Origin of the sequence: Vibrio owensii CAIM 1854 = LMG 25443 (assembly GCF_000817815.1) — a bacterium.
Taxonomy (GTDB): Bacteria; Pseudomonadota; Gammaproteobacteria; order Enterobacterales; family Vibrionaceae; genus Vibrio; species Vibrio owensii.
In genome coordinates, this window is the sequence record NZ_JPRD01000073.1 from 42841 (window position 1) to 60433 (window position 17593).

Annotated in this window: 11 protein-coding genes; 3 read left to right on the forward strand and 8 right to left on the reverse strand. The window is 46.2% G+C overall.

Annotation, left to right across the window (positions count from 1 at the left end):
- Window positions 1–199 precede the first annotated feature (199 nt).
- Window positions 200–2269 (forward strand): DNA helicase IV, encoded by a 2070-nt coding sequence (gene helD, locus H735_RS27945; protein ID WP_020196655.1) that lies wholly within the window; start codon window positions 200–202, stop codon window positions 2267–2269.
- Between the two features lie 79 nt (window positions 2270–2348).
- Here helD and H735_RS27950 read toward each other — a convergent pair whose 3' ends face one another.
- Window positions 2349–2804, reverse strand: a complete 456-nt coding sequence (locus H735_RS27950) for a methylglyoxal synthase (protein WP_005437764.1) — start codon at window positions 2802–2804, stop codon at window positions 2349–2351.
- Window positions 2805–2867: 63 nt separating this feature from the next.
- On the reverse strand, window positions 2868–3917 hold the full coding sequence (gene torT, locus H735_RS27955; protein WP_080637388.1) for a TMAO reductase system periplasmic protein TorT: 1050 nt from the start codon (window positions 3915–3917) through the stop codon (window positions 2868–2870).
- Between the two features lie 43 nt (window positions 3918–3960).
- On the opposite strand from torT, the gene torS reads away from it, so the two are divergent.
- A complete protein-coding gene (gene torS, locus H735_RS27960) occupies window positions 3961–6924 on the forward strand; it encodes a TMAO reductase system sensor histidine kinase/response regulator TorS (protein WP_020196652.1) in 2964 nt (987 codons plus the stop codon).
- 66 nt (window positions 6925–6990) lie between these two features.
- On the opposite strand, the gene H735_RS27965 is transcribed toward torS, so the two are convergent.
- The 6 genes from H735_RS27965 to H735_RS27990 form a co-directional block, all read right to left on the reverse strand.
- Window positions 6991–7182: a hypothetical protein gene (locus H735_RS27965; protein ID WP_005447215.1), complete on the reverse strand. Its 192-nt coding sequence runs from the start codon at window positions 7180–7182 to the stop codon at window positions 6991–6993.
- 18 nt (window positions 7183–7200) lie between these two features.
- A complete protein-coding gene (locus tag H735_RS27970) occupies window positions 7201–9558 on the reverse strand; it encodes a fatty acid cis/trans isomerase (protein ID WP_020196651.1) in 2358 nt (785 codons plus the stop codon).
- A gap of 130 nt (window positions 9559–9688) precedes the next feature.
- Window positions 9689–11614, reverse strand: a complete 1926-nt coding sequence (locus H735_RS27975) for a TonB-dependent receptor domain-containing protein (protein WP_020196650.1) — start codon at window positions 11612–11614, stop codon at window positions 9689–9691.
- Between the two features lie 108 nt (window positions 11615–11722).
- Window positions 11723–13063: a sensor histidine kinase gene (locus H735_RS27980; RefSeq protein ID WP_020196649.1), complete on the reverse strand. Its 1341-nt coding sequence runs from the start codon at window positions 13061–13063 to the stop codon at window positions 11723–11725.
- The gene (locus H735_RS27985; protein WP_020196648.1) at window positions 13060–13818 is read right to left on the reverse strand and encodes a response regulator transcription factor; all 759 of its coding nucleotides are present in this window, start codon (window positions 13816–13818) and stop codon (window positions 13060–13062) included. Before H735_RS27985 ends, H735_RS27980 begins: the two co-directional genes overlap by 4 nt.
- Before the next feature lie 187 nt (window positions 13819–14005).
- Window positions 14006–15571: an arylsulfatase gene (locus tag H735_RS27990; protein ID WP_005437756.1), complete on the reverse strand. Its 1566-nt coding sequence runs from the start codon at window positions 15569–15571 to the stop codon at window positions 14006–14008.
- A 345-nt stretch (window positions 15572–15916) separates the two neighbouring features.
- On the opposite strand from H735_RS27990, the gene H735_RS27995 reads away from it, so the two are divergent.
- The gene (locus H735_RS27995) at window positions 15917–17464 is read left to right on the forward strand and encodes an arylsulfatase (RefSeq protein WP_020196647.1); all 1548 of its coding nucleotides are present in this window, start codon (window positions 15917–15919) and stop codon (window positions 17462–17464) included.
- Window positions 17465–17593 lie beyond the last annotated feature (129 nt).

Here is a 17593-nt window from a genome sequence, read left to right on the forward strand (position 1 = left end):
TCAGGAAATCAACAGAATTGTCATTGACTTAACTTGTTGAGAGAGAATCATGAACGAACCGCTGTTCACAAATTCAACAGTAATGTGAATTTTAATTAAGAATACCGACAGAAGGCGATTTGTGCTTCATCCATCGCTACAATTTAACTGACTAAAATGATATAAAACGAGAACTTCTCTATCAAAAGGCGCACCTTTCATGCAGCTTACTGCCACCAATAAAGCACAGTTTTTTATTCAAAATGAGTATTACCAAGTCGAAATAAAAGAAAACAGTGTTTTATTAAGTTCAGTCGGCAGTGAAGAGCACATTCCATTTACGATCTGGAATGGCAAAGTTGGCGTTAAACGCGGTTTGCTCTGGAGCTCTCTGCAGTTTTTCGCTCATGAACAAGATGGCAAGCAACAAAGCTGGTTAGTGCAAGGTTTGCCTTGGCCACAATGTCGTAAATTTGCGGTTGAAGCGGTTCGTCAATATCAAGACTGGCACAATACTCAGTGCCGAAAGCTTGCTGAATACCTCCCTAAGTGGGAAGACGAGTTGTATCAACTCAAGCATCTTCCAGCTTATCTCTCGCACTCGAGAGTGCAAAATTGGGTCGACCAACTTAACGGTGAACTTGTTGAAATCAAAACCAGCTTGGTAGAAGCGAAAATGCGTATGCCTAAGCGAATGGCAGAGATTGAGCCATGGTTGTCTGAGACCTCTCAGACCTTGAGTGAACGTAACCATGAGTGGCTCGAGAATGAACGTCCGAACTGGGAAGTTCTGTTTAGCCGTATTGAGTCTTCACCGCTTAACCTTTCTCAGCAGCATGCAGTGCTGCTCAATGATGATCATAACCTTGTTCTTGCAGGAGCGGGTTCCGGTAAAACCAGTGTGCTGACCGCTCGTGTGGCGTATTTACTTCAGAGCCACCAAGCGCAGGCAGAAGAGTTATTGATGTTGGCATTTGGTCGTGATGCCGCAAAAGAAATGAAAGAGCGATTGGTCGATAAAGTGGGGCTTGCGGCAGAAAACGTGCGAGTGAATACTTTCCACCAACTTGGCTTACGTATCCTTAATCAAGTTGAGCCTCAACCTGTTGAAATTAGCCCGCTTGCTTTGGACGACAACCAACGTTCTGCATGGTGCATTGATTGGCTCAAGAAGCATTGGATGACGCCAACCAACTTTAAGCGTTGGCAAAAGCATTTAGATAAATGGCCAATTGCCTACTTGAAAGGCGATGATGAGCTTGGTAGCCACTCAGAAAACCCGAAACTGATTGCTTGGCTCGATAACCAACTTTCGCAGTTGGCTGCCGTTGGCTTAACTAAGAAACAAGTTCAAGAAAAGCTTGTGAATCACCAAGATTACACGCGTTTGAACAGTGAGTTAGCACTTTGTTGGCCATGTTTTAGTGCGTGGCAAAAGATGCTTAAAGAAACCAATCAGGTTGATTTTCCAACCATGATCAGCCGTGCGACAGATTACGTGACGAAAGGTAAATTCATTTCACCTTGGCGTTTCATCATGGTCGACGAATACCAAGACATCTCACCAGACCGCTTAGCGTTGATTGAAGCGTTATGTGCATCAACCGAGAAGCAAACTGGCGCGACTCTGTTTGCTGTAGGTGATGACTGGCAGGCGATTTATCAGTTCGCAGGTGCAGATGTGGATTTGACGACTGGTTTCCAAGAACGTTTTACACATTCAACTGTGCATCACTTAGACACGACGTATCGCTTCAACAACCAAATTGGTGATGTGGCGAATACCTTTGTCCAAGAGAACCCATCTCAGTTGCCGAAGACGCTTAACAGCCACAAGCAGCGTAAACAGAAGAGTGTGCATACTGCACCAAGCAACCAAGTTGAGAAGATCCTTGACCAACTGAACCAACAAGCGAAGAAAACTAAGTCGGTGCTGCTGTTAGGGCGAAACCATTATCACAAACCCGATCTATATGACGATTGGTTGAAGCGTTTCCCGAACCTTGAGATTCGCTTTATGACGTGTCATGCAAGTAAGGGCAGAGAAGCGGACTTTGTGATTATTCTGTCGGTGGATGAAGGTCAATTCCCAGCGAAGAAGAAGCAAGCACATATCGATGGGGCATTGAGTGAGTCGAAAGACAAATACCCTTATGCAGAAGAGCGTCGTTTGTTCTATGTTGCGTTGACTCGTGCGAAAGAGAAGGTTTGGATCACCCACACAGGTGCAGGTTCTGCTTTTGTACAAGAACTGGTGAATGGCGACTATCCGATTGTTACTTCAAGGTAATACCTTCCCATTACTCGGGTAAAACAAAGGCGATACTGAGTATCGCCTTTGTTGTATTTGGAAGCGCCGTTAATCGGAGTTACGTACGCTCAGCAAGATATGCTTCGTAGTCTGGTACTTCAATATCCACTTCTTGATCGATCAGCGGAGAGTTGAACAGGAATTTAGCGGTCGCACGGTTCGTTGCCACAGGAATATTCCATACGCTTGCAATACGTAGTAGGGCTTTTACATCAGGGTCATGAGGAACGGCATTCAGTGGATCCCAGAAGAACACAAGCACGTCAATGTTGCCTTCAGAAATCAAAGCGCCAAGTTGTTGGTCGCCACCCATTGGGCCACTGATCATGCTCTTGATTGCAAGGCCAGTTTCTTTGCTCAGCATGTGACCCGTTGTGCCGGTCGCGTATAAGAAGTGGCTTTGCAGCTTCTCTTTGTTCTCTTTTACCCAACGAAGCAATTCAGGTTTGCAGTTGTCGTGGGCAACCAATGCCACATGTTTGTGCGCTGGCATGGTACGAGTTGTTTTTTGCATCAAGTTATTTCCGTTTTTATGATTTTAAATTCGCTGCATCCAATAAAACACGTTTTTTGCCCATCAATCAACAGCCTTAACGCTGAATGTAGGCCTATATTCTGACGGAGATAACGAATCTTCAATTGTGTCGTCATGAAGCGTCTTTGGCGTCAGCGCTTTGATGGTCGGAGACGCGTGTTTTTCATACGGTTGATGACGCAAGTAGTGGACTGCCTGCATGACAGAAAGGCGACCTTGTTCGACCATTTTGTCTGTTGGTGCGAATAAAACTTTGTGGCGCAACAAGCCACGATAAACACCATGACTTAAGTACACAGAAACCAAACCAATCTCCTCGGTCTTTTCTGCACTGCGCAACTCGCTGATGGCAGCCTCAATCGCTACTGCGCTGCCAACAATATAATCAATGTTGCCCATATCAATGACACGTTGCACAAGGTTACGCTGAAGCTCTTTGTCGTTATCTGCCCAATACGAATCGACGATACGGATGTCGCTGTCTTTAATGGCTTCATAAAAACCAGTTGTGACAGGCTTTGTTCCACCACGGGTTCTTGGGCCAAGCAATAAAGCGATATTGGTTTTTCCTGATCCTTTCGGGTGCTTCTCTGCAAGGTATTTACCCGCTTCATAGCCCATCCAGTACCAGTCAACACCGACAACGCCTTTGAGTAACTTTGATTGTTCTTCGTCGAGGTCAAGTTGATTGACGGTGGCAAAAACAGGCGTCTTACCGACCCAACTTTGGAGATTGTGTTCGTAGGCTTGCGGATCAACGGTGCCAAGAATGATTGCATCTGCGCCCCATTGGGTACACAGGGCGAGTTGTTGTTCCTGACGCGTTTTGTTCGGGTAGCCGCCCGCTTCGAGAACACGAAGGTCAACACCGAGTTTTTCCGCTTCGGAAACCATTCCATAGTTTACTGACAACCAGTATGAATCCTTTAAATGAGGGTATATGGCACAGATTTTTTCAGCCGCAAAAGTAGGCACTGAAGCGAAAAGTGACAATGCGAGTGTAGAATGCTTGAAAATTGTGCGAAATGAACGCTGATTTATAACCATGAAATGAAGTTCGTTGGCATAGATTAAGTAAACACTGCAAAATATAACGTAATATGTCGCCGAACACGAACATTAAGGTCAGGAAAATATGTTGCTAGCTACTGCAAGCATCGGTCGAAAACTGCTGTTGTCTTTCATTGCGATGGCAATGCTGGTGATGATATCAGCATTAATCGGTGTATCAGGGTTTTCTCTGGTAGCAAAAACAGAAAGGAACGTCGTGGACAGTGCCATTCCGGCAATGCTAGAAGCTCGACAAGTTTCTGAGCTCAGTACACGAATTATTTCGTCGGTACAAATGCTCTCTAATGCTCAGAATGAGCAAGAACGTAAAGAAGCTGGGCGCGTTCTTTTTGAACAGCTCGAATCGTTACTTACGCATATTAAAGAGCTTGGCAGTGAGTCGTTTGATTCGAAGCTGCTTGAAGCATTGGAAAACAATGTACAGAACGTCATTGATAACTTAGCAGAGCTAGGCGTTACAGTCGAACGCAAGCTTTGGCTGACGAAAGAGATCGACACGCGCGTAGAAGAAATGCGTTTGCTGAGTGAAGAGCTAGAGCAGTTGACTCGTACCCAAGTGCAAAACACCAGCACGATTGCGGTCGCGAACGTAACGCACATTTATGACCTTCTTGACGCTAATAAGAAAGCGCAAGCATTCCAAGCTTTGGATGCTCTTGTTGAAGTCGATCTAGACCTGACAGAACGACTTCATGAACTGCACTTGCTTGCGTTCAAAATGCTTAACCAAATTGAAGAAGCGCGCACGCTCACCAACGTTGACCGCATCCAACAAATTCAAACTGCCTTTGAAGACAACCTGAAAATCATGAAGCGCCGCGTGCTTGCGGTAGAAGATCCGACGCGTTCAGAGCAAATGAGCCAATTGCTTACCGAGCTTGGCAAGCGTCAGGTGGTGTTTACTATTTTGCTTCAGCAGTATGAGAACAACGAGCAATCTCAGCAATTAATGCAGAAAACTCTGGAGCTCTTTTCAGAGCTAAACGGGACAGTAAACAAGCTGGTGGACGACTCTAACAAGACAACCAGAATTGCCGTTGAAAAGCTTACCAGTACGCTCAAGTTTGCACAGTGGTCACTGACGGTGATTTCCATCATCGGTTTGATTATCGTTGTACTCATCCTTTGGCGCGTGGTTTATGTTTCGGTCATCAAACGTCTGGGTGAATACTCTTCCGCATTGCTTTCGGTTGCGCAGGGTAACCTCGCAGTAGAGCTGGAAGTGAAGGGCAAAGATGAGCTGGCACACATGGGGCAGGCGATCATCACGGCGAGAAATACCGCACAAGCATTAAAAGTGGTGGCAGAAGGTGAAGCGCAAGCGAAACGTGAGTTGGAAGAGCACAAAGAACACTTAGAAGAGCTGATCGAACAGCGCACTTCTCAGTTGAAACAAGCGAACCGACGATTGAACGAAGAAGTGCTGAACCACGCAAAAGCACGCAAGCAAGCGGAACAAGCAAGCCGTGCGAAATCGGCGTTCTTGGCCACCATGAGCCATGAAATTCGTACCCCAATGAATGGTGTTCTTGGTACGGCACGTCTATTGATTGATTCTGGTTTGAACCCGATTCAAAAACGTTACGCTGAAATCATCAACCGCAGTGGTAAAACGCTTCTGGCGATTTTGAACGATGTGTTGGATTACTCGAAAATCGAAGCGGGACATTTGGAAATCCGTAGCTTAGGCTTTGATTTACACCAGATGGTTGAAGATACGTTCCAATTGATGAACGGCAAAGCACAAGAGAAAAAACTGCTGTTCTCTTACCACATTGAAAGCGATGTAGGCCGCTATTGGAAAGGTGATGTCATTCGCATCAATCAGGTGTTGAACAATCTCGTTGGTAACGCGATTAAGTTTACCGAGCAGGGTGAAATCGACATCTATGTTAGCTTGAATCCAGAAGATGAAACTCAGGTGCTATTTGAAGTTTCTGATACGGGTATCGGCATTGCCAAGAAAGATCAAAAGACGTTGTTTGATGCCTTCACTCAGGCTGAAGGCGGCATGAATCAAACTGGCGGAACCGGATTAGGTTTAGCGATCAGTCGACGCATTATCCAAGCGATGGGTGGTTGCTTGGAAGTAGACTCAGACGAGGGACACGGCAGCCGTTTCTGGTTCTCCATTCCTTTAGAGGAAAGCGAACCGGTAGAAACCGTATCGATTGCGAGTGCACGTTGTAAGATTCGAGCGAAGGTCCTTGTTGTGGAAGATAACCCCGTGAACCGTGTGGTAGCGGAAGGCTTCTTGGAGAGCATGGGACACGAAGTTATTTTGGCAGAAAATGGGTTAGAGGCGGAGCAGATCATTGACAAGCATGATTTCGACATTGCATTGGTCGATATCAACTTGCCAGATTGCAATGGTGCTGATTTAATCCACCGCCTCAAACGTATCGAGCGCAATAAGCCTTCGGATAAAGCACTCAATCCAACGCCAATGGTCGCGGTTTCTGCCCATGTATTCGCTGAAGAAGTGGAAAGCTATTTGGCGGCGGGCTTTGACGGATATCTGCCTAAGCCGATGGAAAAAGAAGCGCTTTCTGCACTCATCCAAGATATGTTGGATGGCAAACAATTACTGCTTCCCCAAAGTGGGGAGTGCCTTGCTCAGGATGAGATAATTACAACAAGTGACAACGACACTGTGTCCGTCACAACAGACCTAACAGCAGAGGAGCCAGCGATGGTTATCATCAACCCTAATGTGATTCAGTCAGACATGAAGATTTTGGGCAAAGAGAAAATGCTTCACATCATCGACCTGTTCCGACAAACCAGCGCTGATGTTTTGAGCCAAATGGAAAGTTCTGCACAAAACGGTGAAAGCCGCGCAGTAAAAGATCTCGCTCATAAACTAAAAGGCAGTGCAGGCAGTTTAGGTTTGACGGCTCTAATGAACACGTGCCAAAGCATCGAGATTGCATCAGAGTCATTAGAGGCTTACACAATGCTTCGATCGGACTTGAAAGGGCAGGTGAGTGATTCAGTGATTGCGCTGGATGAGTTAATGGCTGAATAACGTCACTCGTTTACTTTCAGCTCCACTTATATACAAAAACCTCCGGTTTGCGCCGGAGGTTTTTTTCTATTCGGTCAGATCATCTTCCCACTCGAACCGAGTGTCTAGAGCATAAGGATCATCTTCGAACGGATGTTCCATTCTGCCACGCAAGTATTCGAGTTGGTGCTCAAGCATGTTGACCGTGTCGTAATCCCCCTCTGAGCAGGCAACGTATATCTGTTGCTCGAGAGCGGCGATGTTGTCTCGGATACTCATGAGAACCCCCTTAAATCATCATCGATTCTCAAAACGATTATAGTCAAGTAAACCAAATTCGATCGGTTGTTTTGTACGATACCAATCGTGGATACGATCGCTAAATGGCCAGAACTTTTCAGAGCTTCGGCGAATAGCAAAATTATCCAGTAACTTAACGTAATCATCCTCGGATTGAAGGGTGCTAAATTGATCGACAAATTCTTTTACTTGATCTTCTTCGATAGAGAAAAACGCCGCTGGATAGCTGCCAACCACGCCTCGAACAATGGTCATGTCATCGTTCGCGAAGTCTCGATTGCTCTCTTCATCAAACAGGCTAGAAATGTTGATGTGAGCGTTGTTATGAATAAGAGTGAAAAGCTCATCTTCACCGGATTTGCTGCGCACCATCAGCATTGTGATTTGCGGTACCGTTTTTAGCCCTTCACCACGAACTTGGTTTATGCTCGCCAACTGTTGCTCATTCTCTACGGTAAGCGCGGTATCAATGATGTCGTATCGTGGCAACAAGACAGGTGATACTTGCTTGCGCAGAGTATCCAATAGCTCCGATTTAGGATCGTCGGTGTGATACACAACACTGGTCGGTTGGCTAAATGGTGCAACGTTGCGTTGTAAGAAGTCGCTTAGTTGACGCGGTTGGTCCTGATACCAACTTGAATGTTCTTGGTGGCGCATATCAGCAGGAAGTAGGGCAATAAAATTACTTTCCCCTTCAAGGCGTAAGAAGTCCATGAACATTCGGGTAATCAGCTGGTGGCCAAAGTTACCGTATACATCGAAGCCGGCAACAAGTAGGTAGTGGATACGTTCAAGCAGAGCGTAGTCCAAAACCCAAGCCGTTTTCGGTTGTTCGCCGACCAAACCTTGCACTACTGACGCGCTGTCAAAGTGACGGAAGACCGTAAGAGCTGCATTTGGATTTGTACCGTTGCCGTCCCAAATAACGTCGGTCGATAGGTGCTCACCGTTCTTAAACCACTTGTTGATGAAATCAGATTTGGCTTCTAGGTAGCGTGCTTGTTGACGCGAGTATTTCACCCAGTTGGTAACTGGAACTGTATTGCTCTCAAGCTCGCCGGGAAGTTTTAGGTTCGCTGCTTGTGAGCGATAGAACTCGTTGACTTCAGGAATGTCGGCCTTGTCTGGGTCTAGGAAGAACACCCAGAAGCGATCATTGATTACGTTTAATGCCAGCTGACCACGACATACCGGGCCTTTGATGTAAGCCATGATGGTGTTCTGAGCGTTGTCCAACATGAACTTGAAGCGCGACTTCACCGGCAAATCGATGAACGCAGTCATTGGGTTTGCAGCGATTTCAGGCTCGTAGCTTGGTAATTTCGCCACTTCGTAATCGGCATCAATGAACCATTTTTTCCAGTTCTCGATACGTTGTTTGTTCAGCGCAAACGGCATGTGCGTCTTATCGACAATAGTGCCTTGCTCAGGAATGATGCGGTAGTACACGCGCTCAACACCCGGATCATCATAAGGACGACGCGTTGTGATGCGTTTTACTGGCTCTCCCGGTGGCGTCGAAGAGCGAACGAGAGTGAAGAATCGTGGTTGTTCACCATCCAGTTCAGAAAAGAACAGGTGCGATAAGAAAAGGTGTTCGTAAATATAACGAGCGGCGAGTTGGTTTTTGCGAGAACTCTTGTTCAGCAGCGTCTCGTATTTCTGAACCTCAGCTTTTTGTTGCTCGGTAAGCGGGATATGCGCATTCATGATGCCGCCATTTTCCAGCCAAAGCATGAGCGTTTGATATTCTATCGCCGTTAGATTTGGCATTCCGAAAGGCATCCCCCATGTCGGGTTGTCTTGTTCGTATTTTTCGTACTCTTCAATCGTCGGACACGTTTGTTCACGGTCGATGGAAAAATCGAAGCCTTCTAATTGAACTTGATCAGGGAGTGGATGACGTTCCTTTTGTTGAAGCATACGAGCAATCAAACCTGCATCCATATTAGCCGCCATGCTCTGCTCACGCTCGTTGAGCACAGGATGGAAGCCAGCATCACGCCATTCTTGCGTAGTTTGCGCGTCTTCAAATAAGCGAGTTGGGGTTGCTGCAGTCAAGCGTGTGCCTTCGTAAACCAAAGCTTTGCTTGCACCACGGTCAATGCCTTCTACGGAAGAGAGTTTTAACTGACAAGGGGCATCGTAGCAGGCGTGACAAACCACACATCGATTATCGACGATAGGTTTTACTTCATATTGAAAGAAGTCCGCTTGGGGCGTCTCAAGAGCAACAGTACGCTCGCGCACTTCTTCAGGGCCAAACAGTTTATCGTAGTGTAGACCCGCATAGGTCGCACAACCTGCAAACAGAGTGGCGATACACAGTGTGAAAATTAAACGTAAATTCATTGAGTTATTTTGAGTAAATTGAATTTGCGTTAATTAAAGCAAAATAAGTCGCCAAATACCAAAAATCGGAGCAAATTGCTCCGATTTCCGGGTTGTTATTGTTAGGTCAATGCCAAAGTAAGAGACAAACCTAGAACGCGTAAGTCACGTTAAAGCGAAAGTCTCGCCCCGGGCTTGCGTAGCCTTGGGCGACAGGACTACCGGTGTACTCCATGTACGACGCATGGTCAAAGTAGTATTTGTCGAATACGTTCTTAACTGACAAGGTTAGAGATAACTCTTCGTCAGCGAGTGGCATCCAATATGCGTAAACATCGTGTACGCCGTAGCCTGGTTTTTCTGGATGAACGGTTGGATCCGCTACGTCGGTTAAACGTTCAACAAATCGAGCATTCCAACCAAACTCCAGTGTTTCCATCGGTTGATAGATCAGATCAAGCACCCAAGTGTCACCGATTGATGTGCCTAGGGTAGAGTCTTCATCCGAAAGTGGAGTGCCATTGAGCTCTGGGCGTGATTGGTTGTAGCTCAAGCGAGCTGACACATCTGAAATCGCATAGCCTAGGTAAGCAGTAATGCCTTGGTTATCTAAATCGCCAACATTGGTGTACAAGGCCCCTTGATTAGTGACGACATCTTTGATGGTGCTGTCAAAGAAGGTTAAGCCAGCAAAGAATTCGTCATACTGGTAGTTTGCGCCTAGCTCTAGATTGCGCGCTTCCTCTGGTTTACGGTTTGGATCATTTTCGCGGTAGTCGATAACAAATAACTCTTTGATTTGTTGCCCACGAAACGCTTCCGCATAGCTCGCGAATAGGTTCAAACCTTCAAAGGCGTTGTAATTGATACCAACGTTAGGGCTAAAGCCACTTGAGTCAAAGTCTTGGTCCATGTTATCGGTAAGTTCATACCAATCATAACGAGCACCTGCGGTGAGAATGAGAGCGTCTGTCAGCATCCAATCGTCTTGAACAAACAAACCGTAGACAGTGCCTTTCTCTTCATCATCCTTTTTGCCATCGTAATTGGTCTCAAATTCTGATTTGTCTTTCTTGTAATCTAGGCCGTAAACCAAAGTATGGTCGGTGAGTTTACTGGTATTAAAGATCTTTACGCCTGAAGTTTGAATTGAGCCATCGCTCGTTCCCCAACGTGGGTGATCTTTGTGGGCAAGACGACTGTCCGTGTAGTAGAAGGTCGTATCGAGATTGAATAGATCACTCGCGCTGTATTTGTGGTTTAAGGTGAACGTAGAACGGTCTGTCTCTTGGTCTAAAGGTTCGTTTTTGAAACTTGGTTGGAAGTGCGGGCGATTCAAGCGTCGTCCATCGTCATTACGATAGTCGTAGCTTACCGAGAGGTAGTGTTCGTCATTAAGTTGACCGGATAGCTTAAGGAGGGCAACTTGCTGTTCTAGCGCTGTATAAGGCTGCTCTTCACCTTTGCCATCTTGAATGTTGTCACCATCGATGTAGCCGAATGATGCCAACAAACCAAGTTGATCGGCGACTTCACCATAAAGACTTGCCGATAGTTTGTAGCCTTCATTGTTGGTGTAGTAACCACCTTTCAACATTGCACCGTAGGTTTGGTCCGCAGCGAGTAGATCGTGTGCATCTTTTGTGGTGAATTTAATTGCGCCACCAAGTGCACCAGGGCCGTCTGTTGCTCGTCCAGCGCCTGCACTCACATCGACTTGCTTAAGCAGTTCTGGCTCGATAGATAATCGACCTTGGTGGTGGAATAGGTTACCGGATTGTTCTGCACCATCGATAGAGACATTCAGCATCGTATCTTCTAGACCTCGAACGTAGATCTTTTGAGAGATGCCTGATGAGCCACCGACACTGACTTCGGCATCCTTTCGGAAAATGTCATTAAGATCTTGAGCTTGGGATTTAGCTAGTTGGTCAGAGTCTATCGAGATATCAACGCCTTCCGGTGTGTGACCGGTCACCTCGATAACTTCCATATCGTCCTTGGCGTAAGTCGTTTGTGACGCTACTAAAAGCGCGATGGTAAGTGGGCTTAGCTTAAATACGGTTGAAGCAGACACCGTAACCTCCATTGTTAATGAGAATTATTATCGAGTGAGATTTTGGTGATTCTTCCACGCTGAGTAAACGACTTTTACAACTGTTACAATCCTTGTTACGCGTGATGCTTAACGTCGTTTGGGCAAGGTAATATCCATCACTAAACCTCGCTCCGGCGCATTGTAGGCAACGATCTTGCCGCCAACGGCTTCAATGTGCCTTTTCGCTAACGCCAACCCAACACCAAAGCCCTTACGTGATGCGACTTGATTATTGGCTTTAAAGAAAGGTTTGAAAATTTGTTGATACAAACTTGGGTCGATTCCGGGCCCAGAGTCGGTAATGACGATTTGATAATGCTCGCTACTGCTTCGCACCTCAATTCTTAGCGCTTCATTGGGTTGGGTGTAACGTAAACCGTTGCGAATGACGTTTTCTAACGATTGGCTGAGTGCCATTTGGTTGGAGTCATTGATAGGTAATGGTTCGTCTTGCTGCAGGAACACGTGCCTATCGGGGTATTCAAATCGTGCATCTTCAACGATGATTTCAACCAGTTCCGCTAAGTCAAATGCTTCCGTTCTGAGGTTTGGTTGTTCGTTTTCAATCCATGCAAGGGTGAGAGTGTCTTCTGCTGTACTGCGCATCTTATGAGTGTCGCTCTTAATGCGTTGCAACATTTGCTCGCGCTCAATGTTTTTATCGACGCAGTCTATGGCCATTTCTATACGAGCGAGTGGGGTACGTATCTCATGTGACATGTCGGCGATTAAGTTTCTGTTGTGCTGAATCACATCTGATGTTCGCTCCGCCATTTTGTCGAAAGTTCGCGCGACTTGGCTTATTTCATCGTTGCCTAACTTCATGGTCTGCCCAATTCGCGCCGAATAATCCCCTTGGCTGAAAGCTTGGCTTGCTCGGTGGAACTGCTGTAATGGACGCATGACGTAACGGTACAAATACACCGTAAGTGCCAGTAAAGAGAGAAATGGAATCACAAAACGGAACAGCCAAAACGCATGGGACATGTAAGTGCCGGGGCGCATTCGGTCAGGCAGTAGAATCAGAAAATGATAACCAAAAGGAGAAAGTGGCACTTCCATGATTGGATTATCTGGAAAATCGAGGTGGATTTTCCACTCAACACTTCGACCAATGCCGTAGCCTTCCCAAAAGCGCTCGTTGAGTGGATTGCCGCCTTTTACATCTAGGTGTGATTGCAGAACCGTTGCCCAAGTAGACTCATTAGCAGCGAGTTCTTCTAACCAAGTGTCCAAACCTTGCCAATCTTGTTGGTCGATATATGTTTGTGCTGTAGAGCCCCAATCAAGGATCTGTTGACGGTGAGACTTTTTGAGGTAGCTCATCTTTTCATTAGAAAGAATGGCAGCGCTATGAATCAAAGAAAAGAAGATCACCACACCGAGAGATAAGACGACAAACAGCCGCCAGAACAACATCTTCTTCATTTGAAAATATACCCTTTACCATGCACGGTCTGGATACGGTCGTTCGACATACCTTCCGCGATAAGACGTTTGCGCACGCGGCTTAAGTGCATGTCTAGGGCTCGGTCATATTGGCTAAATTGACGCTCTAGTACGGTCTGATAAAGAAAGGGTTTACTCAGCACTTCTTCGCGGTGCTCGATTAACGTCCACAGAAGTTTAAATTGAATAGGTGTCAGCTGAATGGGGTTCATCTCAGGGCAATGATGGAGCGTTACCGTGTGAGTTTGCTTATCGAGAAGTAACTCTTTCTCACTGAGTTGCGTTGCGGAATTGGGCTGCTTGATGAGTTGGGTGCGACGTAAAATTGCTTCTATACGTAAACTCACTTCGGTGAAGTTACAGGGTTTGGTGATGTAATCATCGGCCCCGCATTTAAGACCCTGAATTCGATATTCTTCTGCACCAAATGCAGTCAGCATAACTACGGGTGTTTGTGACTGAGAACGAATGACATTAAGCACTTCGAAACCATCGAGGTTGGGGAGGTTGACATCGAGTATGACCAAATCAAAGTCTTGCTGCTGAAAAACCTTAACGGCTTCATCCCCGCAAAACATCGAGATAACTTGATAGCGTTGCTCTTTAAGTAGTCGGGTGAGTTGAAGGTTGAGATCTGGGTCATCTTCTACCAATAAGATTGAAGGAGCAGGAACGGATGAACTCGATGACCAGTTTGGCTTTGGCTGAACGGGGGCTGACGTTGGGCTAAACATGTTGACATATCACTCATTATCGATAATGACTTGGTTAAAATCAACGTGATGAATGAGAAAGCTATCAGTTATTTATAAAGAGGCTTCAAAGTGCGACTTGTTTAGAAGTTTTGCTTGAGCGGGGAAGGTCGCGACAAAAAGAAAGCCCACCTGAGTCGGTGGGCTTTTTCGGTAGTTGCAAAAGAAACTAGTTCATTTTTTTAACTTCTTGCTGAAGTTGCTCTAGCTGCTTCATCTTGCCTTGTAGGCCAAGAGATTGGTAGCTAATTGACGCTGGGTTCATCATCTGACCTTGCTGCATTGGGTAGTCTGGCAGCGTCTTGAAGAATTCACCAAGAACGTCTTGGATAGGTACGAACAACCACATGTTGTCAGCCATCCAGCGCAGGTACATACCTGATTCGTGCGGTGCTTTCTCGAATGGGTCAGCACGTAGGTGGATGATTTGTGGCCAGTTTGGAGAGAAGCGAATCGCGTTAGAGATATCACCTTCAAGAACCGCGAAGTTCAGTTTCCAGTCATTCCAACGTACCGCGTTTAGCTCGCCGTTCGCTGTGAAGTAAAGTAGTGACTCACGAGGGCCTTTCTCTTCTTTACCTTGGAAGTAGGGCATGAAGTTGTAACCGTCGATGTGTACGCGCCAGTCTTTACCGTTCGCTTTGTAGCCTTTCGCTAGCTTCTCTTTCACGTCAGGAACGCCAGCTGCAGCCATTAGTGTTGGTAGCCAGTCTTGGTGCGCCATCATTTCGTTGATCTTTGTACCCGGTTCAATTACGCCAGGCCAACGAACAAGTTGAGGTACACGCATGCCGCCTTCCCAAGTGGTACCTTTCTCACCGTGGAATGGTGTTGCACCACCGTCAGGCCATGTTACTGTTTCTGCACCGTTATCGGTTGAGTAGATAACGATGGTGTTATCAGCAACACCTAGCTCATCAAGTTTGTCTAGTAGAACGCCTACTTGGTCATCGTGCTCAAGCATACCGTCAGCGTAGATACTTACGCCTGATTTACCTTGGTATTTCTCTTGTAGACGAGTCCAAACGTGCATACGAGTGGTGTTGTGCCAGATGAAGAATGGCTTGTCTGCTTTCACGGCTTTTTCCATGAACGCCAGTGACGTTTCTAGGAATTCTTCATCCGCGTGCTCCATACGCTTACGCGTCATTGGGCCTGTATCTTCAATCTTACCGTCAGCAAAAGACTTGATTACACCACGAGGGCCGTAGTTTTTACGGAACTCAGGATCTTTCGGGTAGTAGTAAGTTTCTGGTTCTTCTTCAGCATTGAGGTGATAAAGGTTACCGAAGAACTCGTCGAAACCGTGGTTAGTTGGCAAGTGTTGGTCTTGGTCACCTAAGTGGTTCTTACCAAACTGAGCCGTCATGTAGCCTTGACCTTTAAGCAGGTCTGCAATGGTCGGTGCCCAATCAGGGATACCGTGAGTAGAGCCTGGCATACCGATTGTAAGCAAGCCAGTACGGAACGGTTCTTGGCCTGTGATAAATGCTGCACGGCCTGCAGTACAAGATTGCTGACCGTAGTGATCAGTAAATAGTGCACCCTCGTTTGCAATACGGTCGATATTCGGGGTCTCGTAACCCATCATACCTTGGTTGTATGCACTGATGTTCCAGTAACCAACATCATCACCAAAGATCGCTAGGATGTTTGGTTTGTCTGCCGCCACTGCTGCGCTTGAGGTTGCCAGTACGCCGAGACCGACAGCCAGCTTGCTCATTTGGTTAGCCATAAAAACTCCAAATTGGTTGTAAGTTGGAAAAGAAGCTTAGGTACCGCCCATGCTTCGTTGGCTATTAAGTTAATGATGCAATTGAAGAATGTCGCTTTATAGTGTTTATAACCATAAGTTATGTAGAGAAATAACTTGTTGTTTTATCAGTTGATTGTTTCGACCTTAGGATTTGTGGGGAAAACTGAAGCGAGACTCAGGTCACGTTAATCCGCTTTCTAAATGGGGATATAAGACCTTAGTTTTAACCAAAGTATAATTATGCTATTTGATTCGCATTAGTCTGTTTTGTGAGCTATACGTTTGTGTGCAGGATGCACTTTTCTATTACATACAGAGGTTTATATGACAGCGAATTATGGCGTGAAACGCCGATTAGCGATTCTTGCCGCTGCTTTTATCGGCGCGACAAGTAGCAGTATCGCAGCAGAGAAACCGAATATTCTGGTCATTTGGGGTGATGATATCGGTCAATCTAATATCAGTGCTTACACATTTGGCTTAATGGGATACAAAACACCGAACATCGATAGCATTGCAAAAGAAGGTATGATGTTCACCGACTACTATGGTGAACAATCTTGTACTGCAGGCCGTTCTACCTTCATTACCGGGCAAACGGTATTGAGAACTGGCTTGAGTAAGGTTGGCCTTCCGGGTGCAGATTTAGGTCTACAGGCTGAAGATGCAACGATTGCAGAAATGCTTAAACCACTTGGCTACATGACAGGTCAGTTTGGTAAAAACCACCTTGGCGACAAAGATGAACACCTTCCAACGAATCACGGCTTCGACGAATTTTTTGGCAACCTTTACCATTTGAACGCCGAGGAAGAACCAGAGAATGTGGACTACCCGAAAGATCCAGAATTCCGTAAGAAATTCGGTCCTCGCGGTGTTATTAAATCCTTTGCTGACGGCAAAATCGAAGATACCGGTCCTCTAACGCGTAAGCGTATGGAAACGGTGGATGGAGAAACGTTAGATGCGGCGCTTGATTTTATGGATCGAGCAGTGAAAGCAGACAAGCCTTTCTTTGTCTGGTGGAACGCAACACGTATGCACTTCCGTACGCACGTGAAAGAAGAAAACTTGGGTAAAACCGGCATCAGTTTTTATGCCGACGGTATGGTTGAACACGATAACCAAGTAGGCGAGCTGTTGAAAAAAGTGGATGACTTGGGCATCAAAGACAACACCATCGTATTCTACTCAACCGATAACGGCCCGCACATGAACTCTTGGCCAGATGCGGGTACAACGCCATTCCGTGGTGAGAAGAACACCAACTGGGAAGGTGCGTTCCGTGTTCCTGCAATGGTTCGTTGGCCTGGTAAGATTGAAGCAGGCAGCGTTTCTAACGAAATTATGCACCACATGGACTGGATGCCAACGCTCCTAGCCGCTGCGGGTGATGATCAAATCAAAGAGAAGCTGCTAAAAGGCTACACAGCAGGTGATAAGACATTTAAGAACCATCTTGATGGGTACAACTTCTTGCCTTACCTAACTGGTAAAGAAGAAAAAGGACCACGTGAAGAGATCTTCTATTTCACTGATGATGGTGATTTGAGTTCACTTCGCTTCCGCAACTGGAAGATTGTATTCCTAGAGCAGCGCGCAAAAGGAACACTACGTATCTGGGCTGAACCGTTTACACCATTACGTGTGCCTAAGATCTTCAACCTACGCATGGACCCATACGAAGTAGCGGACATCACGTCGAATACATACTATGACTGGTTGATTGATCACGCATACATGTTGGTTCCAGCACAGGCTTATGTGGGTAAATTCTTGGCAACGTTCGAAGAATTCCCACCGCGACAAAAAGCAGCAAGTTTCTCACTTGATCAGGTAATGGAGAAGTTGCAGGAAAGTCACAATAAATAGATTGATTGCAACCAAATGCGGGGCTCTTCGGAGCCTCTTTTTTTGCCTTGGCTTCAGCTTTTGTCATCATCGTTAACCCCATGTTAAACCAAGTGTCATACGGTTTCAGAGTAGAAGATGGCGTCTGGT